The sequence below is a fragment of the Hydrogenophaga sp. genome (assembly GCF_030656115.1).
Lineage (GTDB): Bacteria > Pseudomonadota > Gammaproteobacteria > Burkholderiales > Burkholderiaceae_C > Hydrogenophaga.
Genome location: NZ_JAUSOO010000057.1, coordinates 1 through 26113, shown reverse-complemented (window position 1 = coordinate 26113; position 26113 = coordinate 1). Strand labels below are relative to the sequence as shown.

At 64.8% G+C, this 26113-nt stretch carries 23 protein-coding genes and 1 tRNA gene; 19 read left to right on the top strand and 5 right to left on the bottom strand.

All coding sequences use genetic code 11. From position 1 onward, the window contains the following. From Q7J58_RS08200 to Q7J58_RS08190, 3 genes are all read left to right on the top strand, one after another. A partial coding sequence (locus tag Q7J58_RS08200) for an enoyl-CoA hydratase-related protein (RefSeq protein WP_304826011.1) occupies positions 1 to 323 on the top strand: 323 nt, incomplete at its 5' end. Positions 324 to 404: 81 nt separating this feature from the next. Next, positions 405 to 481, top strand: a tRNA-Met gene (locus tag Q7J58_RS08195). An 83-nt stretch (positions 482 to 564) separates the two neighbouring features. Further along, positions 565 to 1125, top strand: coding sequence for a YaeQ family protein (locus tag Q7J58_RS08190; protein WP_304826008.1), 561 nt, complete (start codon positions 565 to 567; stop codon positions 1123 to 1125). A 13-nt stretch (positions 1126 to 1138) separates the two neighbouring features. Here Q7J58_RS08190 and Q7J58_RS08185 read toward each other — a convergent pair whose 3' ends face one another. From Q7J58_RS08185 to Q7J58_RS08175, 3 genes are all read right to left on the bottom strand, one after another. After that, entirely contained in the window at positions 1139 to 1732 is a 594-nt protein-coding gene (locus Q7J58_RS08185; protein WP_304826005.1) for a carboxymuconolactone decarboxylase family protein, read from the bottom strand. A gap of 65 nt (positions 1733 to 1797) precedes the next feature. Beyond that, the gene (locus Q7J58_RS08180; protein WP_304826002.1) at positions 1798 to 3327 is read right to left on the bottom strand and encodes an FAD-binding domain-containing protein; all 1530 of its coding nucleotides are present in this window, start codon (positions 3325 to 3327) and stop codon (positions 1798 to 1800) included. A gap of 9 nt (positions 3328 to 3336) precedes the next feature. Continuing rightward, positions 3337 to 3903, bottom strand: a complete 567-nt coding sequence (locus Q7J58_RS08175) for a lipocalin family protein (RefSeq protein WP_304825999.1) — start codon at positions 3901 to 3903, stop codon at positions 3337 to 3339. 134 nt (positions 3904 to 4037) lie between these two features. On the opposite strand from Q7J58_RS08175, the gene Q7J58_RS08170 reads away from it, so the two are divergent. The 8 genes from Q7J58_RS08170 to mdoH all read left to right on the top strand — a co-directional run bounded on the left by Q7J58_RS08170 (position 4038) and on the right by mdoH (position 13561). Continuing rightward, the gene (locus Q7J58_RS08170; protein ID WP_304825996.1) at positions 4038 to 4397 is read left to right on the top strand and encodes a hypothetical protein; all 360 of its coding nucleotides are present in this window, start codon (positions 4038 to 4040) and stop codon (positions 4395 to 4397) included. A gap of 86 nt (positions 4398 to 4483) precedes the next feature. Further along, positions 4484 to 4855 (top strand): hypothetical protein, encoded by a 372-nt coding sequence (locus tag Q7J58_RS08165; protein WP_304825993.1) that lies wholly within the window; start codon positions 4484 to 4486, stop codon positions 4853 to 4855. A gap of 126 nt (positions 4856 to 4981) precedes the next feature. After that, complete coding sequence (gene miaB, locus Q7J58_RS08160; protein WP_304825991.1) at positions 4982 to 6334, top strand: tRNA (N6-isopentenyl adenosine(37)-C2)-methylthiotransferase MiaB; 1353 nt, start codon at positions 4982 to 4984, stop codon at positions 6332 to 6334. Continuing rightward, complete coding sequence (locus Q7J58_RS08155; protein WP_304825988.1) at positions 6331 to 7749, top strand: ATP-binding protein; 1419 nt, start codon at positions 6331 to 6333, stop codon at positions 7747 to 7749. Before miaB ends, Q7J58_RS08155 begins: the two co-directional genes overlap by 4 nt. Next, on the top strand, positions 7739 to 8413 hold the full coding sequence (locus Q7J58_RS08150; protein ID WP_304825985.1) for a hypothetical protein: 675 nt from the start codon (positions 7739 to 7741) through the stop codon (positions 8411 to 8413). The genes Q7J58_RS08155 and Q7J58_RS08150 overlap by 11 nt, the downstream gene beginning before the upstream one ends. Then, a complete protein-coding gene (locus Q7J58_RS08145; protein ID WP_304825983.1) occupies positions 8410 to 9834 on the top strand; it encodes a sigma 54-interacting transcriptional regulator in 1425 nt (474 codons plus the stop codon). Before Q7J58_RS08150 ends, Q7J58_RS08145 begins: the two co-directional genes overlap by 4 nt. 299 nt (positions 9835 to 10133) lie before the next feature. Next, positions 10134 to 11594: a glucan biosynthesis protein G gene (locus Q7J58_RS08140; RefSeq protein WP_304826014.1), complete on the top strand. Its 1461-nt coding sequence runs from the start codon at positions 10134 to 10136 to the stop codon at positions 11592 to 11594. Then, positions 11591 to 13561 carry a glucans biosynthesis glucosyltransferase MdoH gene (gene mdoH / locus Q7J58_RS08135; protein ID WP_304825980.1) on the top strand — a complete coding sequence of 657 codons (1971 nt, stop codon included), beginning with the start codon at positions 11591 to 11593 and terminating at the stop codon, positions 13559 to 13561. Before Q7J58_RS08140 ends, mdoH begins: the two co-directional genes overlap by 4 nt. 71 nt (positions 13562 to 13632) lie before the next feature. Here mdoH and Q7J58_RS08130 read toward each other — a convergent pair whose 3' ends face one another. Both Q7J58_RS08130 and ffh read right to left on the bottom strand, forming a co-directional pair. After that, a complete protein-coding gene (locus Q7J58_RS08130; protein ID WP_304825977.1) occupies positions 13633 to 14259 on the bottom strand; it encodes a hypothetical protein in 627 nt (208 codons plus the stop codon). 46 nt (positions 14260 to 14305) lie between these two features. Then, entirely contained in the window at positions 14306 to 15676 is a 1371-nt protein-coding gene (gene ffh, locus Q7J58_RS08125) for a signal recognition particle protein (protein ID WP_304825974.1), read from the bottom strand. A gap of 171 nt (positions 15677 to 15847) precedes the next feature. Between ffh and ccsA the strand changes: the two genes are divergently transcribed. The 8 genes from ccsA to Q7J58_RS08085 form a co-directional block, all read left to right on the top strand. Next, positions 15848 to 16648 carry a cytochrome c biogenesis protein CcsA gene (gene ccsA, locus Q7J58_RS08120; RefSeq protein ID WP_304825971.1) on the top strand — a complete coding sequence of 267 codons (801 nt, stop codon included), beginning with the start codon at positions 15848 to 15850 and terminating at the stop codon, positions 16646 to 16648. 12 nt (positions 16649 to 16660) lie between these two features. Beyond that, entirely contained in the window at positions 16661 to 16909 is a 249-nt protein-coding gene (locus tag Q7J58_RS08115) for a PP0621 family protein (RefSeq protein WP_304825968.1), read from the top strand. A 39-nt stretch (positions 16910 to 16948) separates the two neighbouring features. Next, positions 16949 to 18736 (top strand): ATP-binding protein, encoded by a 1788-nt coding sequence (locus tag Q7J58_RS08110; protein WP_304825965.1) that lies wholly within the window; start codon positions 16949 to 16951, stop codon positions 18734 to 18736. 29 nt (positions 18737 to 18765) lie between these two features. Continuing rightward, the gene (locus Q7J58_RS08105; RefSeq protein ID WP_304825963.1) at positions 18766 to 20250 is read left to right on the top strand and encodes a sigma-54 dependent transcriptional regulator; all 1485 of its coding nucleotides are present in this window, start codon (positions 18766 to 18768) and stop codon (positions 20248 to 20250) included. Next, positions 20240 to 20860 carry a 1,6-anhydro-N-acetylmuramyl-L-alanine amidase AmpD gene (ampD, locus tag Q7J58_RS08100; RefSeq protein WP_304825960.1) on the top strand — a complete coding sequence of 207 codons (621 nt, stop codon included), beginning with the start codon at positions 20240 to 20242 and terminating at the stop codon, positions 20858 to 20860. Before Q7J58_RS08105 ends, ampD begins: the two co-directional genes overlap by 11 nt. Positions 20861 to 21312: 452 nt before the next feature. Beyond that, positions 21313 to 24207, top strand: a complete 2895-nt coding sequence (locus Q7J58_RS08095; protein WP_304825958.1) for a ribonucleoside-diphosphate reductase subunit alpha — start codon at positions 21313 to 21315, stop codon at positions 24205 to 24207. A 142-nt stretch (positions 24208 to 24349) separates the two neighbouring features. Further along, complete coding sequence (locus Q7J58_RS08090; RefSeq protein ID WP_304825955.1) at positions 24350 to 25513, top strand: ribonucleotide-diphosphate reductase subunit beta; 1164 nt, start codon at positions 24350 to 24352, stop codon at positions 25511 to 25513. A gap of 230 nt (positions 25514 to 25743) precedes the next feature. Then, on the top strand, positions 25744 to 26113 hold a 370-nt coding region (locus Q7J58_RS08085; protein ID WP_304825952.1), incomplete at its 3' end, for a hypothetical protein.

Sequence of the window (26113 nt, the reverse complement as noted above, 5' to 3'; positions counted from 1 at the left end):
GCAAGGCCAAGGCCATGGACATGGCGCTGACCGGCCGCATGATGGACGCCACAGAGGCCGAGCGCGCCGGCCTGGTGAGCCGCGTGGTGCCACTGGACAAGTTGATGGACGAAGCCCTGGGTGCCGCGCTCATGGTTTGTGAATTCTCGCTGCCCAGCGTGATGGCGGCCAAGGAATGCGTGAACCGAGCCTTTGAAGGCGGCCTGGCCGACGGCGTGATGTTCGAGCGCCGTCTGTTCCACAGCCTGTTCGCCACCGAAGACCAGAAGGAAGGCATGGACGCGTTTGTGAACAAGCGCAAGCCGGTGTTCAAGCACGCCTGAGCCCGACGGCATGACCAGACACGGCGAACAGCACCGCCCGAAAAAAACGGGTAAAAATGCCGCTATAATCCTGCCTGCTTCGGCGATATAGCTCAGTTGGTTAGAGCGCAGCATTCATAATGCTGATGTCGGTGGTTCAAGTCCACCTATCGCCACCAAAATTAAAAAGCGGATTCTGGCAACAGGGTCCGCTTTTTTGCTTTCCGCTTTCGTTTTTGCCTCTCGCATCTCATCCCGCCGCATGGCCATCAAATCCACCATCTTCAAGGCGAATCTGCAGATTGCAGACATCGACCACGGCTATTACGCCGACCACGCGCTGACCCTGGCCCGCCACCCGAGCGAGAACGACGAACGCATGATGGTGCGGCTGGTGGCGCTGGCGCTGCATGCGCACGAGCTGCAAGACACCTGCCGCGGCGACGGCACGCTGGCGTTTGGCGCAGGACTGTCCGACCCGGACGACCCGGACGTGTCGCTCACCGACTACACCGGACGCAAGCGCCTGTGGATCGAAGTGGGGCAGCCCGAAGACAAACCCCTGGCCAAGGCCTGCAGCAAGGCCGACGCCGTGGTGCTTTACGCCTTTGGCTCGGCGGCCGACGTGTGGTGGCGCGGCATCGAAACCAAACTGACCCGGCTGGACCGGCTGCAGGTGTGGCGCCTGCCCACCGAGGTGGCGCCCGCACTGGCCAGCATGGCCGAGCGCAGCATGCAGCTGCAGGCCACGGTGCAGGAAGGCGCGCTCACACTCTCCAGCACGCTGGGCAGCGTGCACATCGAACCGATTCGCTGGAAGTGATCCGCGTTGGCGGCTACGCGCCGTGCTTGCCAGGGTTCCAGCCTTGTGCGCCCAACACATCCCGGGCCAGCGCGGTGGGCACCGCTTCCAGCGGCGTGGCCATGGTGTCGTTCCAGCGGTTGAGAAACGCAAACATGGCGACCACGCCCAGCAACTCCACAATTTCGCCATCGCTCCAGTGCTGCTGCAGCTCGGCAAACTGAGCGTCGGTCACGGCGTTGGGCTGTGAAGACGCGGCCAGCGCAAAGTCCAGCGCCAGACGCTCTTTGGCGCTGTAGTGCGGGCTGCTCGCATAGGTCCACACATCGGCCAGCTTGGCCTCGCTGACACCGAAATTTTGGGCGCCCAGCAGCGTATGCGCCTGGCAATACAGGCAACCGGACACTTGGCTCACCACATGCCCGACCAGGCGGCGAAAGCCCAGATCCACCGCACCCTCGGGGTCCATCACGGCGGCGTTCATCACCGCCAGCGCCTGGGCCAGTTTGGGCTTGCGCTGCATGGTGAGCACGCTGTTGGGCGTGAAACCAAGCGTGCCCAGAAAGAAATCGAAATGGGGTTGGAGCTCGGGCGTGGTCTCGGGCGGCAGGGGTTGCAGGCGGGCCATGGTGTCTCCGGGGTTTGCTCGGTTGTGTGGTGACCGGATTGTCGCGCGCCAGCACGCCAACGTTTTCAAAACAACGAAGCCTGGCCTGGGTGGTCCGGTGGGCCAGACCGCGCACGCGCTGGGGTGCTGCGTTTTCGTGAACCGTGCTTCTCCACAATCGCCGCTTTGGCAGCGCGCACCTCGGGCTGGGCGCGGCGGGCGTGCAGCCGGGCCTTGGCTTCGCGGGTGGCGGCTTCCAGATCCACCAGCGGCATGGCAATGTCGACCCCCACCTGCACACTGCAACGCGCCTGCACGTCGGGCGGCATGCGCCAGGGCTCAAACAGCCAGGCGTCGGGCACGCAGCGCATGGCGGGCAGCCAGCGGCGCACAAAGTGGCCTTGCGGGTCGTGGTCGTGGGCTTGTTTGATGGGGTTGTAAACCCGGGTGGTGTTGATGCCGGTGGTGCCACTTTGCATTTGCAGCTGGCTCCAGTGGATGCCGGGCTCGTAGTCCAAAAACTGGCGCGCCAGCCACAGGCCCACCGGGCGCCAGTGCAGCCACAGCGGGTAAGCCGCCACGGACACCAGCATGGCGCGCATGCGAAAGTTGAGCCAACCGGTTTCGCGCAACATGGCCACGCAGGCGTCCACCATGGGCCAGCCGGTGCGGCCTTGCATCAGGGCGTCCAGATGCTCGGGGTTGGCGGCTTCGTCGCGCAGCCCGTCGTAGCCCCGGTGCAGGTTGCGCCACTCCAGCTCGGGCTCGTCTTCCAGCTTTTGTATGAAGTGGCAATGCCACACCAGCCGGCTCATGAAAGCGGCCAGGCCTTGGCGCTGGCGGGTGGCTTCAGGTGGCAGCTGGGCCATGTGCACCTGGGTGGCCTGCACCACCTCGCGCAGGCTCAGGCAGCCCAGCGCCAGGTAGGGCGACAGGCGCGAGCAGGCGCTGGGTGCGCGCAGCGGCGACGAGATGCCACCCCGGTACTGGGCGCTGCGCAGCGCCAGAAATTCGTGCAACACGGCCAGCGCTTCGGCCCGCCCGCCGCGCTGGCGCAGGGGCGGGTCGGCGCCCGGCAAGCCCAACTGGTCGGCTCGGGGCATGGCGGGTTCGCGCCAGGGCAGTGGCACGGGCTGCAGCGCTTCGGGCGCGGGCAGCAAGGGCGCGCGGGTGTGCGCGGCCCACTGGCTTTGCCAGCGCTGGCGGCTGGGCAGGCGGCGCACCACGCCAAATTGCGGCGTCTCGTGCCAGGCCACTCCATGGGCGCGGCACCAGCGACCCACCACTTGGTCGCGCCGGTAGGTGGCGGCGTTGCCGGTTTCTTCGTGGGCGTACAGGGCTTCAAACGGCGCCAGCGCCAGCAGGCGCGACAGCACATCGGTCACCTCGCCCGTCACCACATGCAGGCGCGTGCCCAGGGCTTTCAGTTGTGCATGCAAATCCAGCAGACCTTCGCGCAAAAAATGCAGGTGCTGGGTGGCTGCGTCGGGCTCGGCCCACAGGCTGGGCTCCACCACATACAGGCACAGCACCGGCCCGCGCGCGGCGGCCTGCTGCAGCGCGGCGTGGTCGTGCACGCGCAGGTCGCGTTTGAACCAGACCACGCTGTACGCCATGGCGCAGGCTCAACCGCCGCGGGCGCTGTGGTCTACCCAGATCAGTGCTCGGGTGTCCACACCCACGCGGGTGGCTTGCTCCAGCAGCCGGGCGCGCACATCGGCAGGCAGCGTTGTGTCGCGCGCCAGGATCCACAGGTAGCCGGTGTCGGGCCCGATCACCATGGCCCAGCGGTAGTCCGGGTCGAGCGCGATCACGTGGTAGCCGCCATAAAACGGCCCAAAGAACGACACCTTGAGCGAACCGGTGTTGCGCTCGCCCGTGAACACGGCGCGGCCCACCGCCTCGTTCCACGCGCCTTTGGCGGCGTTGTAGCCCCGGTTGGTCACCGACACGCTGCCGTCAGGCTGCAGCGCGTAGCTGGCGCTGACCTGGCTCAGGCCGCGCTCAAAACGGTGGTCCAGCCGGGCGATTTCAAACCACTGGCCCATGTAGCGCGCAGCGTCAAACGGGCTGACCACGGCCACGCCGGGCGGCGGCGCGGTGGCGCAGGCGCTCAGCCCCAGCAACAGCCCAAGCGACAGCACGGCCAACCCCAGACGACGGGAAAAATGGAACACCGTGAGACGGGACATGGGAAAACTCCTGAAAAAACCAGCGGTGTAACAACATGGAAAAATGCTGTTTTGTCCTGGACAAAACAGATTGTGCGCCCTATATTGAAACACTGCAGCAAGCAAGCATTGCCCTGTTTTAACGAGCACGCCCCATGAACCTCTTCAACATCTGGCCCGGATTTCAGCAAACCCCTGCGGGGCTGGAGCGCGTGGTGCTGCGCAAGCTGCCCCAGGCCTTGTGGCTGGGCAGCGCGCTGCCCGCGCTGGTGGCGCTGCTGGCGCGCGTGTTCCCCTGGAGCGGCAGCGAAATGGACATGGCCACCCGCATCCAGACCATCGACATTCTGGCCATTGGTGTGGTGGTGTTGCTCTGGACCCTGGTGCTCACCGTGGCCATTGGCGCGTTCATTGTGATGGTGATGAAGGGCCCGGCCTATGTGGCCGATGCGTATCCGCTGGAGCACGCCGACCACCCGGCGCCAGACCCACGGCCCGAAGCCGACACGCGCTGAGCCGGGGGTCGTGAGACAATGCGGGCCGCTGCCCGGGCCCGCCCTGCGGCAGATCGATTGCCTTTCACAGCCTCTGGATGGACACCATGAACCGCTGCATTTCCCCTCAAACCGCTGGCCGCCGCGGCGCCGCACTGGCGTTGTGCCTGCTGGCCCTGGGCTTCTGGCCGGCCACACAGGCCCAAACCCAGTCACGCAACTTTCCCGCCGCTGCCTTGCGCGGCACCTTGGTGGTGGTGCAACCGCCCATCATCAGCCTGGACGGCAAGCCCGCGCGGCTTTCGCCGGGCGCGCGCATCCGCAGCAACACCAACATGCTGGTGATGTCGGGCGCGCTGGTGGGCCAGGAATTGACGGTGAACTACCTGCTGGAGCCCAACGGCATGGTGCATGAGGCCTGGATTCTCACGCCCGCCGAGGCCGCTGAAAAGCGCCCCACGGCCGCCAGCAACCGCTGAGCGGCCAACACGGTCAGGCTGCGCTCTGCGGCACCGGCCCACCACCGTCCGCCTCCTCCCGGCGAAACCCATGTTTTCATTCACAGGTGCGCCGCCCGTTGCCGCCTGAAGCACACGCCAACCACCATGCCCAAAAAAGTCTTCATCAAAACCTTTGGCTGCCAAATGAACGAGTACGACTCGGACAAGATGGCCGACGTGCTGGGCGCGGCCCAGGGCTACACCCAGACACAGGACGTGGAAGAAGCCGACCTGATTCTGTTCAACACCTGCTCGGTGCGCGAAAAGGCACAGGAAAAGGTATTTTCCGACCTCGGCCGCGTGAAGCACCTGAAGCAAAAGGGTGTGCTGATTGGCGTGGGCGGCTGCGTGGCCAGCCAGGAAGGCGCCGAGATCATCAAGCGCGCGCCCTATGTGGACGTGGTGTTTGGCCCGCAGACCCTGCACCGCCTGCCTGAGATGCTGAACCAGCGCGCGCGCCAGGCGCTGCCGCAGGTGGACATCAGCTTTCCCGAGATTGAGAAGTTCGACCACCTGCCTCCGGCGCGTGTGGAAGGTTCATCGGCTTTCGTGAGCATCATGGAAGGCTGCTCCAAATACTGCAGCTACTGCGTGGTGCCCTACACCCGCGGCGAAGAGGTGAGCCGCCCGTTCGACGACGTGCTGGTGGAGGTGGCCGGGCTGGCCGACCAGGGCGTGCGCGAGGTGACGCTGCTGGGCCAGAACGTGAACGCCTACCGCGGCAAGATGGGCGACACCAGCGACATCGCCGACTTCGCGCTGCTGCTGGAATACGTGGCCGACATCCCGGGCATCGAGCGCATCCGCTACACCACCAGCCACCCCAACGAGTTCACGCCGCGCCTGATCGAGGCCTACGCCAAGCTTCCGAAGCTGGTGAGCCACCTGCACCTGCCGGTGCAGCACGGCTCCGACCGCATCCTCATGGCGATGAAGCGCGGCTACACCGCCATGGAATACAAGAGCACGGTGCGCAAGCTGCGCGCCATTCGGCCTGACTTGTCCATGAGCAGCGACTTCATCGTGGGCTTCCCCGGCGAGACCGAAGAAGACTTCGGCAAGATGATGAAGCTCATCGACGACGTGGGCTACGACATCAGCTTCAGCTTCATCTTCAGCCCCCGCCCGGGTACGCCGGCGGCCAACCTGCCCGACGACACGCCGCACGCCGTCAAGCTCAAGCGCCTGCAGCAGCTGCAGGCGGCGCTGGAGACCAACGTGGCCCGCATCAGCGCCAGCCGCGTGGGCACGGTGCAGCGCATTTTGGTGGAAGGCCCGTCGCGCAAGTCCAGCCTGGCGGTGCCCGAGCTGATGGGCCGCACCGAATGCAACCGCGTGGTGAACTTCCCCGCCGGCCCGAACGCGGCGCGGCTGCTGGGCCAGATGGTGGATGTGACCATCACCGAGACCAACGGCTACACGCTGCGCGGCGAAGTGCTGGTGCGCGAAACCGCTTGAAACCGCTGCGCTTGTCGTTCCAGCAGTTGCTGCTGGTGGCGTTTTTGCTGATCGGACTGCTGCTGGGTGCAGCGGCGCTGCGGGCACTGTTTTCACTGGAAACGCTCATGGCCCAAAGCCGCGAAAGCGCGGCGCAGGCGATTGCACTGAGCACGGCGGCGCAGTCGCTGAGCGAGCGCAGCCTGACCATGGAGCGCGCTGCGCGCCAGTCGTTGGTGTTGCGCGACGCACAGCTGCGCCAGCGGTTCATGGAAGCCAGAGGCAACGCGCGCGACATCCTGCGCCAGCTCAACGACAACGAACTGCCCAGCGCCTTCGCCACCCCTTGGCGAACGCAGCTCGACGAGATCACCGATCTGCTGGACGGACCGCCCGACACCGCGCTGGACCGCGAACGGGCGGTGGCGCGGGCGTTTCGCGAATTGGACGGTCACAGCGCGGCCATTGCCCAACAGGTGCAGGCCATCATCTCCAGCCGCAACAACGCGCTGCAGGAGCGTTTTGAGACCAGCCGCCAGCAACTGACGCAGCAGGTGGTGGGTTCGATTGGCCTGGCGGCGGTGCTGGCGCTGGGCTTTGGCGTCTGGCTGGCGCGACCGTTTCAACGGCTGGAAAAAGCCATCGTCGGTTTGGGCGAAAACCGGCTCGACGTGCCGATCGACATTCCTGGCCCGGCCGACGTGCGCCGCGTGAGCCAGCAACTCGACTGGCTGCGCCTGCGCCTGACCGAACTCGACGCCGACAAGGCGCGCTTTCTGCGCCACATTTCGCACGAACTCAAGACCCCACTGGCTTCGCTGCACGAAGGCGTGGCGGTGCTGGGCGATGGCGTGGCCGGTGCACTCAACGCCAACCAGACCGAAGTGGTCGGCATCCTGCGGCACAACACCCAATTGCTGCAACACCAAATTGAAGCCCTGCTGCGTTTCAATGCCGCGGCCTTTGAAGCCCGGCAACTGCGGCGCAGCCGCACCGACCTGCGGGCGTTGCTGGACGACCTGATCGATGCGCAGCGCCTGCACTGGTTGGCCCACGGTCTGCGCGTGCAGGCCGAGGGCGGGCCGCTGTGGCTGACGGTGGACCGCGACAAACTCGCCTCTGCCGTGGGCAACCTGCTCTCCAATGCGATCCGTTTCTCGCCGCGCGGCGGCCTCGTGCGGCTGGTGCTGATGGACCTGCCCGGCTGCGCCTGCATCGACATCATCGACCAAGGCCCCGGCGTGGCCGAGGCCGACCGGGACCGCATCTTCGAGCCTTTTTACCGGGGCGAACGCCAACCCCAGAACACCGTGCGCGGCACCGGCATTGGCCTGTCGATCGTGCACGAGTACGTGGGTGCCCATGGTGGTCGCATCACCCTGTTGCGGCCCAGCGAAGGCGCCCATTTCCGCATTGAACTTCCCCATGCCAGCTGAACGCCACACCCGTCAACCCCGTCCACACCGCACCGCCTGCACCGGCCTGTGGATTGCCCTGAGCCTGGGCGGATGCAGCGCGGTCCCGCCCGCCGTGGCGCCCGTGAGCCCCGCCGCCGTGCCTGCGCCACCCGCTGCGGTCATGCGCACACCTTCAAGCACCGCCGCCGCAGCGCCCGCGCCCGAACCCCTGCGCACAGTGCCCGCGCCAGCGCCTCGGACAGCCCTCAGCGCCACCGATACACCCCCTCTGGACGCCCTGCTGGCCTACGCCGAACGGGCCAGATCGCTCAGCGCGACCGAACTCAGCGCCGACATCGTCAGCTTGGACGAACCTGCCCCAACGCCCTTGCGCCAGATGCGGCTGGCCATCGCCCTGATGCACACCCAGTTGCCGGCGGACACGGCGCGCGCCCTGGGCCTGCTGCAGCGGGTCATCAACAACCCAGCGCCCGAGAGCACCGCGCTCAAGCCGCTGGCCCGCCTGCTGGCCACGCGCCTGGGCACGCAGCGCCGGCTGGAAGACACCGTGGAGCGCCAGGGCCAGCAGCTGCGCGACCACCAGCGCCGCATCGAACAACTCAGCGAGCGGCTGGAGGCCATGCGCGCCATCGAACGCAGCCTGACCACCCGACCCAAGGCCCGACCCGTGCCCACACCATGAACACCTCCGACAACAGCGGCCTGGCCGCGCCGCGCACACGCCTGCTCGTGGTCGATGACGATGCCAATATGCTGCGCCTGCTCTCGATGCGGCTGGAGGCTGCGGGCTACCACGTCACGGCGGTGGGGTCGGCCGAGGCCGCACTGGGCCAACTCGACGTGGAGCGGCCTCGGCTGGTGCTCTCCGATGTGCGTCTGCCCGGACGCGACGGCCTGGCGCTGTTCGATGAGATCCGCCAGCGCCACCCCTCCCTGCCGGTGATTCTGCTGACCGCCCACGGCACCATTCCCGACGCCGTCGAGGCCACGGCACGCGGCGTGTTCAGTTACCTCACCAAGCCCTACGACGCGAAAGAACTGCTCGAGAAAATTGCCCAGGCGCTGGCATTGGGCACGCCCGCCAATGCGCCCACGCACGCCAACGAAAGCTGGCGCAGCGAGATCGTGAGCCGCTCCAACCGCATGGCCGACCTGCTGGCCGAAGCCCGCATGGTGGCCCAGTCCGACGCCAGCGTGCTGCTGCGCGGCGACAGCGGCACGGGCAAAGAAGTGCTGGCCAGCGCCATCCACCGCGCCAGCCCGCGCGCGCGACGGCCCTTCATTGCGGTGAACTGCGGCGCCATTCCCGAAGCCCTGCTCGAATCCGAGCTGTTTGGCCACATGAAAGGCGCTTTCACCGATGCCGTGACCAACCACAAAGGCCTGTTCCAAGCAGCCGATGGGGGCACCCTGCTGCTCGACGAGATCGGCGACATGCCGCCGGCCCTGCAGGTCAAACTGCTGCGGGTGCTGCAAGAGCGTGCGGTGCGCCCGCTGGGCTCCAGCCAGTCGGTGCCGGTGGATGTGCGCATTGTTTCGGCCACGCACCGCGACCTTGAAGCCGCGATGGCTGCGGGCCAGTTCCGCGAAGACCTGTACTACCGGCTCAACGTGGTCACGCTGACCTTGCCCGCCCTGGCCGAACGGCGCGAAGACATTGCCCTGCTGGCCAACCACTTTCTGGCCAAACTCGCCGCCAAATACGGCAAACGCAGCTCGGGCTTTGCGCCCGAGGCGCTGAAGGCGCTCACCATGGCCGCCTGGCCGGGCAATGTGCGCCAGCTCTACAACGTGGTCGAACAGGTGTGCGCCCTGTCCACCACGCCGCTGGTGTCGCTGGCGCTGGTGCAGCGTGCGCTGCGCACCCCCTCGGTGGAGGTGCTCAGCTTCACCGACGCGCGCCAGCGGTTCGAGCGCGCCTACCTGGTGGACCTGCTCAAAATGACCGACGGCAACGTGGCCGATGCGGCCCGCCTGGCCCAGCGCAACCGCACCGAGTTTTACCGTTTGCTGCAAAAACACGCGCTCACGCCCGGCCTGTTCAAGAGCGACGGCAGCCCCCCACAGCACACAGGCTCTGGCGACCCTGTCGCTGAATCGTGACAAGCGAAAACCGTTGTTTCATAAGCATTTTTTCCATCCAGCTGATCCAACTGTCGCCAAACGGCGACGAATACCGCCTCTTCTCCCACCTCCGAGGCATGCGACGCCGGTTCTCGGTGCGCAATGCGTCTTTAGGCCTTTGATTTAAAAGACTTTTTTGAAGCTGGCACAGGGTTTGCCCTGGTACCGGCATGCACGTCTTTTTTCGCCTTGTTCACCACCGCTGGTCGCGGTACCGCTGCGCACTGCGTTTCGCGCTGCTCGCCCTGCTGGCCGGTGCGTCGGCCCATGCCCAGTCGATGGACTGGGAGCAACTGGCCGAACTGGCACAAGCCCGCTCCCACGCGCCTTTTCGCGCAAACAGCGACACCCTGCCCGCCGAACTCGCGGCCCTCAATTACGACGAGGTGCGCGACATCCGTTTCCGGTCCGACCACGCCACCTGGCGCACCGAAGGCCTGCCGTTCGAAGCCCAGTATTTCCACCTCGGCCTGTACCAGACCCAGCCGGTGCGCCTGCACGAGATCACCCCCGATGGGGTGCGCACACTGCCTTACCGCAGCGAAGCCTTCGACCACGGCCGCAACACCACAAGCCCCCACACCTGGGGCGATCTGGGCCACGCCGGTTTTCGCCTGCATTACCCACTCAACGCCAGCAGCTACAAAGACGAACTGATTGCCTTCTTGGGCGCCAGCTACTTTCGGGCGCTCGGCGCGGGCCAACAATACGGCCTGTCGGCGCGCGGCCTGGCCATCGACACCGTGGGCGGCACGGGGGAAGAATTTCCGCGCTTCACCGATTTCTGGCTGCAACGCCCGGCGCCCGATGCTCAGGACGTCACCCTCTTCGCGCTGCTGGACTCGCCCCGCAGCACCGGCGCCTACCGGTTTGTGGTGCGCCCCGGCAGCGCCACCGTGGTCACCGTGACCGCGCGCCTGTTCATCCGCCCGGGCACCGAGCCGGTGAGCACCCTCGGGATTGCGCCCCTGACCAGCATGTTTTTCTTTGGTGAAAACCAGCCCCGGGCCAGCGATTTTCGCCCCGAAGTACACGACTCCGACGGCCTGATGCTGGTCACCGGCGATGGCGAATGGCTTTGGCGCCCGCTGCAAAACCCCCGGCACACGGTGGTGAGCTCGTTTGCCATGGGCCAGCTGCGCGGCTTCGGTCTGATGCAGCGCGACCGCCAGTTCGCCAGCTTTGAGGACACCGAGGCGCGCTACGAACGCCGTCCCAGCGCCTGGGTGGAGCCGCTGAACGCCTGGGGGCCAGGCCGCGTTGAACTGGTTCAGTTGGCCACGCCCGACGAAACGCACGACAACATCGTCGCCTACTGGGTGCCCGCCACCCTGCCCGCCCCGGGTCAGCCCCTGGAAGTGGCCTACACCCTGAGCTGGCAGGGTGATGCCCAGCAGCGCCCCCCGTCCGCCTGGGTCACGCAAACCCGGCGGGGGTTTGGCTACACCCGGCTCAGCGCCGATGAACAGGCCCGTCAGGCGCAATACGTACTGGACTTCGCCGGCCCCGCGCTGGACGCGCTGCCCACCGGCGCGCCGGTGCGTGTGAATGCCAGCAGCGACGCCAATGGCCGCGTGCTGGAAGCGCTGGCCTACCCCAACACCGCCACGCGCAGCTGGCGCGTGACCCTGCGTGTGCAGCGCATCGACCCCACCCAGCCGGTCGAGCTGCGCGCCTTTCTCCAGCACCAGAACGACACCGTCAGCGAAACATGGACACACCTGCTGTTACCCGAATGAGCCACACGCCCACGAACCGCAGCCTGCTGCGCGAAGAACGCCACCCCAACGCGGTGACCGCACCACCCATCCACCGTGGCGCCATGGTGCCGCGCCCCTGGCGCGGGTTCTGGAACAGCCTGGGCACCGCGCTGCTGGGCAGCCTCAGCCGTGTGCTGCCGCCGCGCGCACCACAACCCGCCACGGCGCAACCCGCACCCGCCGCCTGGGAACGCGCCGCTGAGCGGCGTCGGCTGGTGTTCGCGCTGCTCACCGTGGTGAGCACGGCATTTGCCGCCAGTCTGTTTGCCAGCGCCCAACCCGCGCATGAAAACGGCTGGCTGCAAACCGGCCAGTTGCTGCTGTTTGTGGTGCTGTCGGCCTGGGTGGTGACCGGCTTTGTCACCGCCCTCATGGGTTTCTGGGTCTTGCTGCGCGGCGATGCACACACCCTCTCGGCCAAGGCCGTGCAGCACCACCCCATGAACCCACAGGCGCGCACAGCCATCGTCATGCCGATCTGCAACGAAGACGTGGCCACCGTGTTCGCCGGCTTGCGCGCCACCTGCGAGTCCCTTTCAAGCACCGGTCATGCGCAGCAGTTCGACGTGTTCGTGCTGTCCGACAGCAACGATCCCGCCATTGCCGAAGCCGAAAAATCGGCTTGGAAAGCCCTGCGCGCGGCGCTGGCGGCCCAGTCCGACGGGCCACCGATCGAGGTGTACTACCGCCTGCGCACGCGCCGCACCCACCGCAAGGCCGGCAACGTGGCCGACTTCTGCCGCCGCTGGGGCAAGGACTACCGCTACATGGTGGTGCTCGATGCCGACAGCGTCATGAGCGGCAGTTGCCTGACCTCCATGGTCAAGCTGATGGAAGCACACCCCCAAGCCGGCATTGTGCAAACGGCCACCCAGGCCATTGGCCACGCCACCTTGCACGCCCGCGCACAACAGTTTGCCTCGCGCGTGACTGGTCGATTGTTCACGCTGGGCATGCAGTTCTGGCAGTTGGGCGAGTCGCACTACTGGGGCCACAACGCGATCATCCGTGTGGAACCCTTCATGCAACACTGCGCGCTGGCGCCCATTGCAGGCAAAGGCGGCATGTCCGGCGGCATCCTGTCGCACGACTTCGTGGAGGCGGCCCTGATGCGGCGCGCCGGTTACCACGTGTGGCTGGTCTCCGATCTCGTGGGAAGCTACGAACAACAACCCCCCGACTTGCTGAGCGAACTGCAGCGCGACCGCCGCTGGTGCCAGGGCAACCTGCAAAACGCACGCCTGATGGCCGAACCCGGCATCCACCGCGTGCACCGCACCCTGTTTGCCATTGGCGCCATGTCCTACCTGTCAGCGCCGCTGTGGCTGACGTTCATCGGCATGGGCACCTGTCTGTGGATGCTGGACGCCAGCACCGTGCCACAGTGGCATGCGCTGCCCGCCGAATTGCGCAGCCTGTGGCTGTGGACGCTGTGCCTGCTCTACCTGCCCCGCGTGCTGGGCCTGCTGGCGGTGTACATCCAAGGCGAGCACACGTCGTTTGGCGGCACCCTGGGCCTGCTGCGCAGCGGGGCAGTGGAAACCGTGCTGGCCGTGTTTCAAGCCCCCATCCGCATGCTCGCGCATTCGCTGTTTGTGCTGGGGGCGCTCACGGGGCTGAAACTGGACTGGACCTCACCGCCCCGGGAAGCCGCCGGCGTGAGTTGGAGCCATGCCGCCACACGGCTGGCCCCCATGACGTTGGTGGCCGGTCTGCTGGGGCTGCTCATGGCCGCCTTCAATGCCCAGGCGCTGGTCTGGCTGGCCCCGGTGGCGCTGCCCCTGCTGTTGTCGGTTCCGTTGACGGTGGCCACCAGCCACGTGGACCTGGGCACCTGGATGCGCACGCACGGTGTGCTGCTGATCCCCGAGGAGTCGTGGTCGCCTGCGGTGCTGCGCCGGGCCTGGCAGCACGCGAGTCGGCTGGCGGTGCTCAGGCCAACCTGAAGCGGTGACACACCTACGGGGTGTCACCGGCACGGTCACCGGGGCGGTACCGCAACCACCACCCGCACGCGCTACGGCGCAGGCGACTTGAGGTAGCGCGCATCCGACCAGGTGGCCAGCCACTGCGGCGCAAAAGCCACGCCAATGGCGGCGAACATGCCGGTCAAAAAAGCGTCGCCCCAGGCCATGAGCCAGCGGGCCACCAGGGCTTGTTCCAACATGGGCGCGCCGGCCAATCGGTGCAGTAACTCCATCAGCACGCCTGACACAAAAACCGCCACCGCCGTGCCCAAGAAGCCTCGGCCCAGGGTGTAGATGAACGGGTTGGGCGGCAGCCAGCGGCGCAACAGCACGCCAATGCCCAGCGCCAGTGTGGCGGGCACCAGCCCAATCCAGACCCACTGCGACAGCGCCGACCCGGCATCGGCGGTGCCGATACCCCACACGGCCAGCGCCACCAGCGACAAAGCCAGCACGGCCAAAGGCCAGCCAAGCATGAGCACCAGCAGGCTGGCGCCCGAGAACTGGATCGCCAGGCCTTGGGGCAAGGCTTGCGGCAGCAGCCACAGCCCGGGCAGCAACACCACAGCGGCCAGCGCGGGTGTCAGCAGCGCGCCGCCCAGCATGCGCCACGGGCGAAGCCACAAGGCAACCGCCAAGGACACCACAGCAAACAAAATTTCAAGACTGGACAGCATGGGGGCACAGTATGGGCCGGCGTGCTGCGAAGGGGCTTGACTTCGCTCAACCCATGCCGGGCAACTTGGGCATGCCTTTCATGCCGCCCATGCGCTTCATCATTTTCATCAGGCCGCCGCCTTTCATTTTTTTCATCATGCCCTGCATCTGCTCAAACTCTTTGAGCAGGCGGTTGACCTCTTGCACCTGCACACCAGCACCCGCAGCAATGCGGCGCTTGCGCGTGGCTTTGATGATTTCGGGCTTGGTGCGCTCGCGCAGGGTCATGCTGCAAATAATGCCTTCTTTGCGCTTGATGTCTTTTTCAGCGCGGGTCATGTCCATTTCGCTGGCTTTGGCGGCCATGCCGCTGGGCAGTTTGTCCATCAGGCTGGACAGGCCACCCATCTGCTTCATCTGGCGGATCTGGTCCAGGAAGTCGTTCAGGTCAAAACCTTCACCGCTTTTGACCTTGGCCGCCAGCTTTTGCGCCGCCGCCATGTCCACCCCGGCGGTGACCTGCTCCACCAGCGCCAAAATGTCGCCCATGCCCAAAATGCGGCCGGCGTGGCGCTCGGCGTCGAACACCTCCAGGCCGTCAATTTTTTCGGACACACCGGCAAACTTGATGGGCGCACCGGTGATCTGCCGCACCGACAAGGCGGCGCCACCGCGCGAGTCGCCGTCGAGCTTGGTCAGGATGATGCCGGTGAGTGGCAGCGCCGCACTGAAGGCTTTGGCGGTGTTGATGGCGTCTTGGCCCTGCATGGCGTCCACCACAAAGAGCGTCTCCACCGGCTTGAGCACCGCGTGCAGCTCCTGGATCTCACGCATCAACGCTTCGTCAATCGCCAGGCGGCCGGCGGTGTCCACCAGAAGCACATCGAAGTAATGGCGCTTGGCGTAGTCGATGGCAGCGCGGGCAATGTCCACCGGCTTCTGGTCGGGCGTGCTGGGAAACCACTCGGCGCCGGCCTGGGCGGTCACGGTCTTGAGCTGCTCAATGGCCGCCGGGCGGTACACGTCGCCCGACACGGTGAGCACCTTTTTCTTGCGCTTTTCAATCAGGTGCTTGGCCAGCTTGGCCGTGGTGGTGGTTTTGCCGGCACCTTGCAGGCCGGCCATCAGAATCACCGCCGGCGGCTGGGCCGCGAGGTTGATGTCGGCCACGCCAGCGCCCATGGTGGCGGCCAGCTCGCGGTTGACGATGCCCACCAAGGCCTGACCCGGCGAGAGCGAACCCACCACCTCCTGACCCAGGGCTTTTTCTTTCACCCGGGCGATGAAGTCACGCACCACCGGCAGGGCCACGTCGGCCTCCAGCAGGGCCATGCGCACCTCGCGCAGCATGTCGGTGACGTTGCTTTCGGTGATGCGGGCCTGACCACGCATTTCCTTGACGATGCGTGAGAGGCGGTCGGAGAGGGCTGATGCCATGGGGGTGCGCTCGGGATGGTGAAGGGGCTGCGGCGCGGGCCGCAAGGCCCGCAGGGCCGGGACAAGTGGGGCCAGACAGCGCCGGTGTCTGCGTGGGCAAGACCGTTAAACTGTGCAAATGATTTTAGCTGTGCCTCACGCTGCCTGCCTGCGGCTTACAACGCGGATCCCATGAACCTGCTGCCCGCCCTCTGGTCGAATCCACCCGCCGCCCTGCTTTCTGCCGTGGCGGCGCTATCGTACGCCGTGCTGGCCTGGGCGCACCCCCGCATGACGCCCAAACAAACCCGCGCGGTGCTGGCCACGGCCTGGCTGCTGCACCTGCTGGTGCTCGTCACGGGTATGTTTGAGCAGCCGGCGCGCTTTGGTTTTGCGCCGGCCCTGTCGGTCACGGCCTGGCTGGTGCTCACGGTGTACCTGGTCGAAAGCCGCCTGTACCCGCAGTTTCGCGCCCGCTGGACGCTGGCGGCACTGGGCACCGTCACGGTTTTGCTGGCGCTGATCTTTCCGGGCTCGCCTTACCCCGCATTGCGCTCGACCTGGTTGCCACTGCACTGGGCGCTGGGCATTGCGTCTTATGGGCTGGTTGGCGCGGCCGTGGTGCACGCCTGGCTGATGCAGCGGGCCGAAAAATCCATGCGCCAGGGCACGGCGCCCGACACGGCCATGCCCTTGCTGATGCTGGAACGGCTGACGTTTCGTTTTCTGGGTGCTGGATTTGCCCTGCTCAGCGCCACGTTGCTGGCCGGCTGGTGGTTTTCCGAGGTCCTGAACCACCGCTGGGTGTGGGATCACAAAACCGCATTTTCGGTGCTGTCCTGGTTCACCATGGGTGTGCTGCTGTGGGGCCGCTGGCGCCTGGGTTGGCGCGGCCGCGTGGCGGTGCGCACACTCTATCTGGGCGCCGGTTTTCTGTTGCTGGGTTACGCCGGCTCCCGCTTTGTGCTTGAAGTGGTGCTGCAACGCGCCTGACCGATCGATTACATGAAATACCTGCTCGTTCTGGCCGTCGTCCTGGTCGCTTTCTGGGTCTGGCGCAACAACCGCCTGACCGATGACGCTCAGGCCAAGAAGCCAGCAACCCGAAAACAACCGTCACCAAGGTCGCCCACCGTCATGGTGGCGTGCCGTCACTGCGGCACCCACCTGCCCGAGAACGAAGCCATTCAAGGCCGCCAAGGCGCTTACTGCAGCACCGAGCACCGGCAGCTGAGCGAAGGCGCTGGACCGTGAAACAGGCCAGCCTGTTGTTCTCTCCGGGCCAGGACCGACATGTTGCGTGACAGCGCCTCTCCATTCGCCCCCTCGTGGTTTTCTGCGGCGGAAAGCACCTACGCCGATGGGCAAGAACAGCGGATAAGGTCGTTTGTGCGCCTGTGGCGCGCTTTCATGCGGGCGCGGGTATTTATTGCAGCCGTGCTGCTGGCGCTGCAGATGTTTGTGTTGGTCACGCACACGGGCGGACCCGACTGGCTGGTATTGGTGTGTACCCTGCACCTGGGCGCAACCTTGGCGGTGCTGATCTGGTCTCACCCCCTTCAGCAAGGCGAACCGTTTCACCTGCAATGGCTGCTGACCATCGGCGTTGATGTGCTGGTGTTTGCGGTGCTGCAATACGTGCAGCAAGGCAGCATCAACTACACCCCTCTTTTTGCCTTGCCGGTGCTGCTGGCCTCCATCCTCGGGCCGCTGATCCTGGCCTTGGCCACGGCGGCCAGCGTCACCCTGTTTTTGCTGGGCGAAGCCTGGCTCAGCGCCCAATTGCTGAGCGATGTATCCACCGCACGGCTGCTGCAAACCGGCCTCACCGGCACCGGCTTCTTTCTGGTGGCGCTGCTGGCCAACCAACTCGCGATGCGGCTGGCCCGCGAAGAAGCGGTGGCACAAAGCAGCCAGGCTGCGGCCCGCACGCAAGCCCAGGTGAACGAACTGGTGATCGACAGCATGAGTGAAGGCGTGCTGGTGGTGGACACCCACGGCGTGGTGCGCAACGCCAACCCAGCCGCCCAAGCCATGCTCATGGGCGTGACCTTCCCCCATGCAGCCCAGCTGCTGCTCTCGGCGCGGCCCAGTTGGTCCGGCTTGTTCGGCCTGGTGCAGGAAACTTTTTTGCTCGGGCAGCCGCTTGAAGCCGACATCACCATCGCCCACGACGAACACACCACCCACCGGCTCTCGGCCCGCACCCGTCTGACCACGCAAGGCGGCCATGGCGCCGATCTGTGCGTGCTGTTCTTAGAAGACCTGCGTGAGGTCGAAGCGCGGGTGCGCACCGAAAAACTGGCCTCCATGGGTCGCATGTCGGCCGCCGTGGCGCACGAAATACGCAACCCACTGTCGGCCATTACCCAGGCCAACGCCTTGCTGGACGAAGAGGTGCAGGGCGTTGGGCAAAAACGGCTGACCCACATGATCAACCAAAACGCCCAGCGTCTGGCCCGCATTGTGGACGACATCCTCAATGTGGCCCGCGCCCTGCCCAGCCAGAGCGAAGCCGCCTTGACGCTGCCGCTGGACCAGACGGTGCGCCAGATCACCCACGAATGGACGCAGCAAAACCAGGCCCAGGGCGTGCTGGGTGTGCATCTCCACGCACCCACAGCCCATGTGGGGTTTGACCCGGATCACATCCGGCGTCTGCTGGTGAATCTGCTCGACAACGCCAAGCGCCACGCCAGTGGAACACCGTCGTCGATCCGTGTCATCACCCAAACGGCGGGCAATGACCGCGCTCGCCTGTCGGTCTGGAGCGACGGCAGCCCACTTGAAGCCAGTGTGCTGCGCCACCTGTTCGAACCGTTCTTCTCGTCAGAAAGTCGCTCCAGTGGCCTGGGCCTCTACATCTGCCGGGAACTGTGCGAGCGCTACGGCGCGCAAATTGCCTACCAACGCACCCGACTGGACCTGCGTGAGGGCAATGCGTTTTATGCCACCATGCGCGCCAGCGGCAGCCGTGCGCCGGTGCAGCAAAGCCTGTCGTACCCGCCTGGCGACTCGGTGCCCAGCCGCACCCTGCCAGACCCGCTGCGCCCGGACGATGCGCCGTCCACCATCCGCTGACCGCCCGTCTGCCGTTGAGCCCACTGCCTATGTCTGCCCCTCCCCGCGCCTCCATCCTCGTTGTTGACGACGAACCCGACCTGCGCACGTTGTACGAACTGACCCTGCTGCGCGAAGGCCACGAGGTCGTTTCCGCTCCCGACCTGACCCAGGCACGCGAGTGGCTCGCACAACAGCGCTTTGACATGCTGATCACCGACATGCGCCTGCCCGATGGCCTGGGGCTGGAACTGTTGCGCGAGCTCAACGCCCAGGAGCGCGGCGAAAAATGCATCGTCATCACCGCCTACGGATCGGCCGAAAACGCGGTGGAAGCGCTCAAGACCGGCGCCTTTGATTACCTGACCAAGCCGGTCGACCTCAAGCAACTGCGTGCGGCTGTGCAGGCGGCGCTGCAAAGTCAGCGCCATCCCCCCACCACCACACGTCCGGACAACGCAACCACCGGCAACACCCGCTTGGTGGCGCCGCCGCCGCCGGGTGGCGTGTTGTCGCTGGCGCGCATCGTCGGTGCATCGCCCTGCATGCGGCAAATCAAGAGCCGCATTGAAAAAGTGGCCACCAGCATGGCGCCGGTGCTGATTCTGGGTGAATCGGGCACCGGCAAAGAACTGGTCGCCCGAGCGGTGCACGAGTGCAGCCACCGAACCAAAGGGCCTTTTGTGGCGGTCAACTGCGGTGCCATTCCTGAAAACCTCATCGAATCCGAGTTCTTTGGCTCGCGCAAAGGCGCCTACACCGGCGCTACCCAAGACCGGGAAGGCTACTTCAAGGCAGCCAAAGGCGGCACGCTGTTTCTCGACGAGATTGGCGACCTGCCCCTTGCCATGCAGGCCAAGTTGCTGCGGGTCATCCAGGAGCGGCGGGTGCGTCCACTCGGTGGCGTACAAGAAGAAGCGGTGGACGTGCGGCTGGTCAGCGCCACCCACCGCGACCTGGCTGCACTGGTGCACAGCGGTGATTTCCGGCAAGACCTGTTTTACCGCATCAACGTGATCGAGCTGCGCACGCCCGCGCTGCGCGATCGGCGCGAAGACCTGCCCGAACTGGCCCATGCGCTGCTGCAGCGTATTTGCACCGAATCGGGGGTACCCGTACCAGCACTCTCCGCCGCTGCCCTGGCCTGGCTGCAATCACGCGAACTGCCCGGCAACGTGCGTGAGCTTGAAAACTTGTTGCAGCGTGCCATAGCGCTCAGCAGCGGTGAGGCCCTCGAACCCAGCGACTTCGGCGACGCCGCGCCACGCGCCGATCACCATGCCCCCCTACCAGCCGTCCCCGTCTTCCCTTCCGCTACGGTAAACACCCCCTGCGAAACCCCACGCGATCTGCAGACCTATCTGGACGAGCAAGAACGCCAAGTGTTGCTCAAGGCCCTCAAGGAAGCGAGCTTCAACCGCACCGCCGCCGCGGCGCGTCTGGGCCTGAACCTGCGTCAGATGCGTTACCGCATCCAGCGGCTGGGCATTGCCATGCCATCGGACACCGGGCACGAAGACAACGATGTCAACTGAAGGCTCGAACCTTCATGAGGCCTGGCCGTGGCAGGGCGGTTGGCTGCAAACGGCCCGCGCCTGCCAATCGCCCAACTTCGGCGTCCGTCCCGAAGGGGCCTGCATCGACCTGGTGGTGATCCACTCCATCAGCTTGCCACCCGGTGAATATGGAGGGCCCGAGGTGGAACAGCTGTTCACCAACCGGCTCGACTGGACAGCCCATCCCTACTTTGAGCAGATTCGAGGACTGGAAGTATCTGCTCACTTCTTCATTCGTCGCGATGGCGAGCTGGTGCAGTTTGTCGATGCCGATGCACGCGCCTGGCACGCCGGGGTCTCGTGCTGGCGTGGCCGTGACCAATGCAACGACGACTCGATCGGTATCGAACTTGAAGGCCTGGAAGGCCAGCGCTTCGAAGCGGCACAATACGCCACCCTGGCCCGGCTGTGTACAAGCTTGAAGGAACGCTACCCCATCGCCCACATTGCGGGCCACGAACACATTGCACCGGGCCGCAAACAAGACCCGGGACCTGGTTTCGACTGGTCTGAACTTCAAACCCGGTTGGGCTGGATGACCCAGTGCTTCCCCGATAGCACCCTTTTGTTCACGCCACATCAAGGCTGACAACGGGCTGGGGCAGAAGCGCCCACCACGCCGATTCGACGGGGGTGTCCGCCGCAAACCCACCGCAAATCCGGCGCTGTTCGTGATTCAAATGCAGCCCATGCAGGCAACCCCAGCGCGCGCACGGTACGAACGTGTCTTCCCTGCCAGCCCGCCAAGGCGGGCCGTTTTTACCACACGGAAAGTGCGGTTTTTTTGCAGGCCAGAATTCCCACAAACACTACCGGTAGTGGCTAGAATAGCAACCACACACCAGATATAGTGTGCACTGTGTTTTCGTGATCACCCCCTTGTTCACCTCCAGCAAACCTGCAGCGGCACGTTGACGCGGCTGTTTTTTCGCCAAACAGCACCGTCCAGGCCATTGGCGACCTCCGGTCCACCCACAGAAATCCTGCTGTCCGCGTCCCATTCAGAGCGAGCGGCCCCCACAACCATTGAAAGAAAAAACCATGCAGACTGCTTCATCCACAGCCCATCTGTCTTCCCCGTCCAGCCTGTCCAACGCCCATACCACCGGCGCCGTGTCCCTGGCCACAGCCAGTGCGGTGTTCGCCCATTACCAAATCATCCGCCGCAACGGGGCGGTGGTGCCTTTTGAGCCCAGCAAAATCGCAGTGGCCTTGATGAAAGCCTTCTTGGCCGTGCACGGCACACAGGGCGCTGCGTCCGCCAGCGTGCGCGAAACGGTGGACGGCCTGACGCAAAACGTGGTGCGCGCGCTGATGCGTTCGCGCCCCGGTGGCGGCACCTTCCACATTGAAGACGTGCAAGATCATGTGGAATTGGGCCTGATGCGCGGTGGTCACCACGAAGTGGCACGCGCCTATGTGCTCTACCGCGAGCGCCGCACCCAGGAACGCGCCCACCAAACGCAAGCCGTGCTGCCCACAGAACCCGCTTTGTACGTGATCGACGGCGGCCAGCGCGTGCCGCTGGACCTGAACCGCCTGCAGTACCTGATCGAAGACGCCTGCAAAGGCCTGGGTCAAGACATCAAGGCCGACCCCATCGTCGCCGAGACCAAGCGCAACCTCTACGACGGCGTACCGATCGAAGAGGTCTACAAAGCCTCCATTCTGGCCGCCCGCACGCTGATCGAAAAAGACCCGGACTACACCTACGCCACCGCGCGCCTGCTGCTGCACACCATCGTCAAGGAAGTGCTCGGCGAAGAGGTGCCGTCCAGCGACATGGCGGCGCGCTACGCCGACTATTTCCCGCAATTCATCAAGAAAGGCGTTCAAAACGACCTGCTTGATGAGAAGCTGCAGCAGTTCGATCTCGCCCGCCTGGGCGCCGTGCTCAAGCCCGAGCGCGATCTGCAATTTGATTACCTGGGTCTGCAAACCCTCTACGACCGCTACTTTCTGCACGTGCGCAAACAGCGCATCGAGCTGCCACAAGCCTTCTTCATGCGCGTGGCCATGGGCCTGGCGCTGAATGAGATCGACCGAGAAGCGCGCGCCATCGAGTTCTACGAGGTGCTGTCCTCGTTCGACTTCATGTCGTCCACCCCCACGCTGTTCAACAGCGGCACGCTGCGCTCGCAGCTCTCCAGCTGCTACCTGACCACCGTGCCCGACGACCTGGACGGCATCTACGAGTCGATCAAGGAAAACGCACTGCTGTCCAAATTTGCCGGCGGCCTGGGCAACGACTGGACCCGCGTGCGCGCCATGGGTGCCCACATCAAGGGCACCAACGGCGAATCGCAGGGCGTGGTGCCGTTCTTGAAGGTGGTGAACGACACGGCGGTCGCAGTGAACCAGGGGGGAAAACGCAAGGGTGCCGTCTGCACCTACCTGGAAACCTGGCACCTGGACATTGAAGAGTTTCTGGAACTGCGCAAGAACACCGGCGATGACCGCCGCCGCACCCACGACATGAACACGGCGAACTGGATTCCCGACCTGTTCATGAAGCGCGTCATGGAGAAAGGCGACTGGACCCTGTTCTCACCCAACAACGTGCCCGATCTGCACGACCTGTTTGGCGCCGACTTCGAACGCGCCTACATCGCCTACGAAGCCCAGGCCGAACGTGGCGAACTCAAGCCCAGCCGCAAGGTGGCTGCTTCTGACCTGTGGCGCAAAATGCTGACCATGCTGTTTGAAACGGGCCACCCGTGGATCACGTTCAAAGACGCCTGCAACGTCCGCTCACCGCAACAGCACGCGGGCGTGGTGCATTCATCCAACTTGTGCACCGAGATCACGCTCAACACCAGCGACACCGAAACGGCGGTGTGCAACCTGGGCTCCATCAACCTGCTGCTGCACCTGAAAGACGGCGGCATTGACCACGACAAGCTGCAGCGCACGGTCAAGACCGCCATGCGCATGCTGGACAACGTGATCGACATCAACTACTACGCGGTCAAAAAGGCACGCGACTCGAACATGCGCCACCGCCCGGTGGGGCTGGGCATCATGGGCTTCCAGGACGCGCTGTACACCCTGCGTGTGCCCTACGCTTCCATGGAGGCGGTGGAATTCGCCGACCACTCGATGGAAGCCGTGTGCTACCACGCCTACTGGGCGTCCACCGAACTGGCCCGCGAGCGCGGCCGCTACGCCAGCTACAAAGGCTCGCTGTGGGACCAAGGCATTTTGCCGCCCGACACGCTGGACATGCTGGCCCACGCACGCGGTGGCTACGTGGAAGTGGACCGCAGTGCAACCCTCGATTGGGACGCGCTGCGCCAGAAGATCGCGCAGGACGGCATGCGCAACTCCAACTGCGTGGCCATTGCCCCCACCGCCACCATCTCCAACATCATCGGGGTGGACGCGTCCATTGAGCCCTGCTTCGGCAACCTGTCGGTCAAGTCCAACCTGTCGGGTGAATTCACCGTCATCAACAGCTACCTCGTAAAAGACCTGAAGCGCCTTGGCCTGTGGGACGACGTGATGGTCATGGACCTCAAACATTTTGACGGTTCGCTGCGACCCATCGACCGTGTTCCACAAGACATGAAGGCCCTGTACGCCACCGCCTTTGAAGTCGAAACGCTGTGGCTGGTGGAAGCCGCCGCCCGCCGCCAAAAGTGGATCGACCAGGCCCAGAGCCTGAACATCTACATGGCCGGCGCATCCGGCAAGAAGCTGGACGAGACCTACAAGCTCGCCTGGCTGCGTGGCCTGAAAACGACCTACTACCTGCGCACCACCTCGGCCACGCAGGTCGAGAAATCCACCGGACGCACCGGCCAGCTCAACGCCGTGTCCATGTCCTCTGGCGTGGCGGGCATATCGGTCGCTCAGGCTGCACCCGCCGCCGATGTACCCGCCACCGACATCAAGTTTTGCGCCATCGACGACCCGGGCTGCGAAGCTTGCCAATGAGGCTATGGCGCGTACCCACGCGTGTTTGTGGTGTCCATCCCTGTGTTTCGATGCGACACCGCAACACAAACCCACACCGTCGCACAAGAGCCCTTTGCTTTTGATGCAGACACTTTGATAATTTGCAGAATTGGAACCATTTATGTTGACCTGGGACGAACCCATCACGACCTCTTCAAAGCCAGCGAACAGCCCCGTGGCACCCACGACCAGCTTTCAAGCGGCCCCATCGGTTGCGCGGAACCCAGCCGCCTCGTTCGCCGCCCCCACAGCACCTGCCACCGGCGCCCGCCGTGTCAACGCGGCCGACAAACGCATCATCAACGGCCAGACCGACGTCAACCAGCTGGTGCCGTTCAAATACAAGTGGGCCTGGGAAAAATACCTCGCCACCTGCGCCAACCACTGGATGCCGCAAGAAGTGAACATGAGCCGCGACATCGCGCTCTGGAAAGACCCCAACGGCCTGACCGAAGACGAGCGCCGCATCGTCAAGCGCAACCTCGGTTTCTTCACCACCGCCGACTCGCTGGCCGCCAACAACATCGTGCTCGGCACCTACCGCCACATCACGGCGCCCGAGTGCCGCCAGTTTCTGCTGCGCCAGGCCTTTGAGGAAGCGATCCACACCCACGCCTACCAGTACATCGTGGAGTCGCTGGGTCTGGACGAGTCCGAGATTTTCAACGCCTACAACGAGGTGCAGTCGATTCGCGACAAGGACCAATTCCTGATCCCGTTCATTGAGGCGATCATGGACCCGAACTTCCACACCGGCACACCCGAAGACGACCAAAAGCTGCTCAAGAGCCTGATCGTGTTCGCCTGCCTGATGGAGGGCCTGTTCTTCTATGTGGGCTTCACGCAGATTCTGGCGCTGGGTCGCCAGAACAATATGACAGGCGCAGCCGAGCAGTACCAGTACATCCTGCGCGACGAGTCCATGCACTGCAATTTCGGCATCGATCTGATCAACGCCCTCAAGCTTGAAAACCCGATGCTGTGGACGCCCGAGTTCAAGGCCGAGATCAAGGCGCTGTTCATGCAAGCGGTCGAACTGGAATACCGGTACGCCGAAGACACCATGCCGCGCGGCGTGTTGGGCATGAACGCTTCCATGTTCAAGGGTTATTTGCGCTACATTGCCAACCGCCGTGCCACACAAATTGGCCTGGAACCCATGTTTCCGAACGAAGAGAATCCGTTCCCCTGGATGAGTGAAATGATCGACCTCAAAAAGGAACGCAATTTCTTTGAAACCCGCGTGATCGAATACCAAACGGGTGGGGCGCTTTCCTGGGACTGATGTCCCTCGGCCAGCCACGGGCTGCGTTGCCCCATTCAACCGTCACATGCACAAACCCCTATTCAAAACCCTGCTTATGGCGCCTTGTCGCCAGCAGCAGGGTTTTGTCATCCCATTCAACGCCCTGGGGTCCACTGTGGATGCATCCGCGAGACCCCATGGCGCTGAATCACTTCATCGGCACAAAGACCGGATGAAGTGCTCTTTGCAACTTGATCAAGGAGAACACAATGGCAACTGCGAAAAAAGCCCCGGCCAAAAAAGCCGCACCGGAAAAGAAAGTAACAGCACCCGTGAAAGCGGCTGCACCTGAGAAAAAAGCAGCGCCTGCCAAGAAGGCTGCTGCACCCGCCAAGGAGGCTGCTCCAGCCAAGAAGGCGGTGGCTCCCGCGAAGAAAGCAGTGCCAGCCAAAAAGGCTTCTACACTCGCAAAGGAAGCCGCCCCGGCCAAGAAGGCGGTGGCTGCTCCTGCGAAGAAGGCGGTGGCTGCTGCTCCCGCGAAGAAAGAAGCGCCTGCCAATAAGGCTGCTGCACCCGCCAAGGAGGCTGCTCCAGCCAAGAAGGCCGTGGCTCCCGCGAAGAAAGCAGTGCCAGCCAAAA

Coding starts and splice junctions, on each gene's coding strand:
- Q7J58_RS08190 (WP_304826008.1), top strand. CDS start 565: ATGGCCATCAAATCCACCATCTTCAAGGCGAATCTGCAGATTGCAGAC.
- Q7J58_RS08185 (WP_304826005.1), bottom strand. CDS start 1,732: ATGGCCCGCCTGCAACCCCTGCCGCCCGAGACCACGCCCGAGCTCCAA.
- Q7J58_RS08180 (WP_304826002.1), bottom strand. CDS start 3,327: ATGGCGTACAGCGTGGTCTGGTTCAAACGCGACCTGCGCGTGCACGAC.
- Q7J58_RS08175 (WP_304825999.1), bottom strand. CDS start 3,903: ATGTCCCGTCTCACGGTGTTCCATTTTTCCCGTCGTCTGGGGTTGGCC.
- Q7J58_RS08170 (WP_304825996.1), top strand. CDS start 4,038: ATGAACCTCTTCAACATCTGGCCCGGATTTCAGCAAACCCCTGCGGGG.
- Q7J58_RS08165 (WP_304825993.1), top strand. CDS start 4,484: ATGAACCGCTGCATTTCCCCTCAAACCGCTGGCCGCCGCGGCGCCGCA.
- miaB (WP_304825991.1), top strand. CDS start 4,982: ATGCCCAAAAAAGTCTTCATCAAAACCTTTGGCTGCCAAATGAACGAG.
- Q7J58_RS08150 (WP_304825985.1), top strand. CDS start 7,739: ATGCCAGCTGAACGCCACACCCGTCAACCCCGTCCACACCGCACCGCC.
- Q7J58_RS08145 (WP_304825983.1), top strand. CDS start 8,410: ATGAACACCTCCGACAACAGCGGCCTGGCCGCGCCGCGCACACGCCTG.
- Q7J58_RS08140 (WP_304826014.1), top strand. CDS start 10,134: ATGGACTGGGAGCAACTGGCCGAACTGGCACAAGCCCGCTCCCACGCG.
- mdoH (WP_304825980.1), top strand. CDS start 11,591: ATGAGCCACACGCCCACGAACCGCAGCCTGCTGCGCGAAGAACGCCAC.
- Q7J58_RS08130 (WP_304825977.1), bottom strand. CDS start 14,259: ATGCTGTCCAGTCTTGAAATTTTGTTTGCTGTGGTGTCCTTGGCGGTT.
- ffh (WP_304825974.1), bottom strand. CDS start 15,676: ATGGCATCAGCCCTCTCCGACCGCCTCTCACGCATCGTCAAGGAAATG.
- ccsA (WP_304825971.1), top strand. CDS start 15,848: ATGAACCTGCTGCCCGCCCTCTGGTCGAATCCACCCGCCGCCCTGCTT.
- Q7J58_RS08115 (WP_304825968.1), top strand. CDS start 16,661: ATGAAATACCTGCTCGTTCTGGCCGTCGTCCTGGTCGCTTTCTGGGTC.
- Q7J58_RS08110 (WP_304825965.1), top strand. CDS start 16,949: ATGTTGCGTGACAGCGCCTCTCCATTCGCCCCCTCGTGGTTTTCTGCG.
- Q7J58_RS08105 (WP_304825963.1), top strand. CDS start 18,766: ATGTCTGCCCCTCCCCGCGCCTCCATCCTCGTTGTTGACGACGAACCC.
- ampD (WP_304825960.1), top strand. CDS start 20,240: ATGTCAACTGAAGGCTCGAACCTTCATGAGGCCTGGCCGTGGCAGGGC.
- Q7J58_RS08095 (WP_304825958.1), top strand. CDS start 21,313: ATGCAGACTGCTTCATCCACAGCCCATCTGTCTTCCCCGTCCAGCCTG.
- Q7J58_RS08090 (WP_304825955.1), top strand. CDS start 24,350: ATGTTGACCTGGGACGAACCCATCACGACCTCTTCAAAGCCAGCGAAC.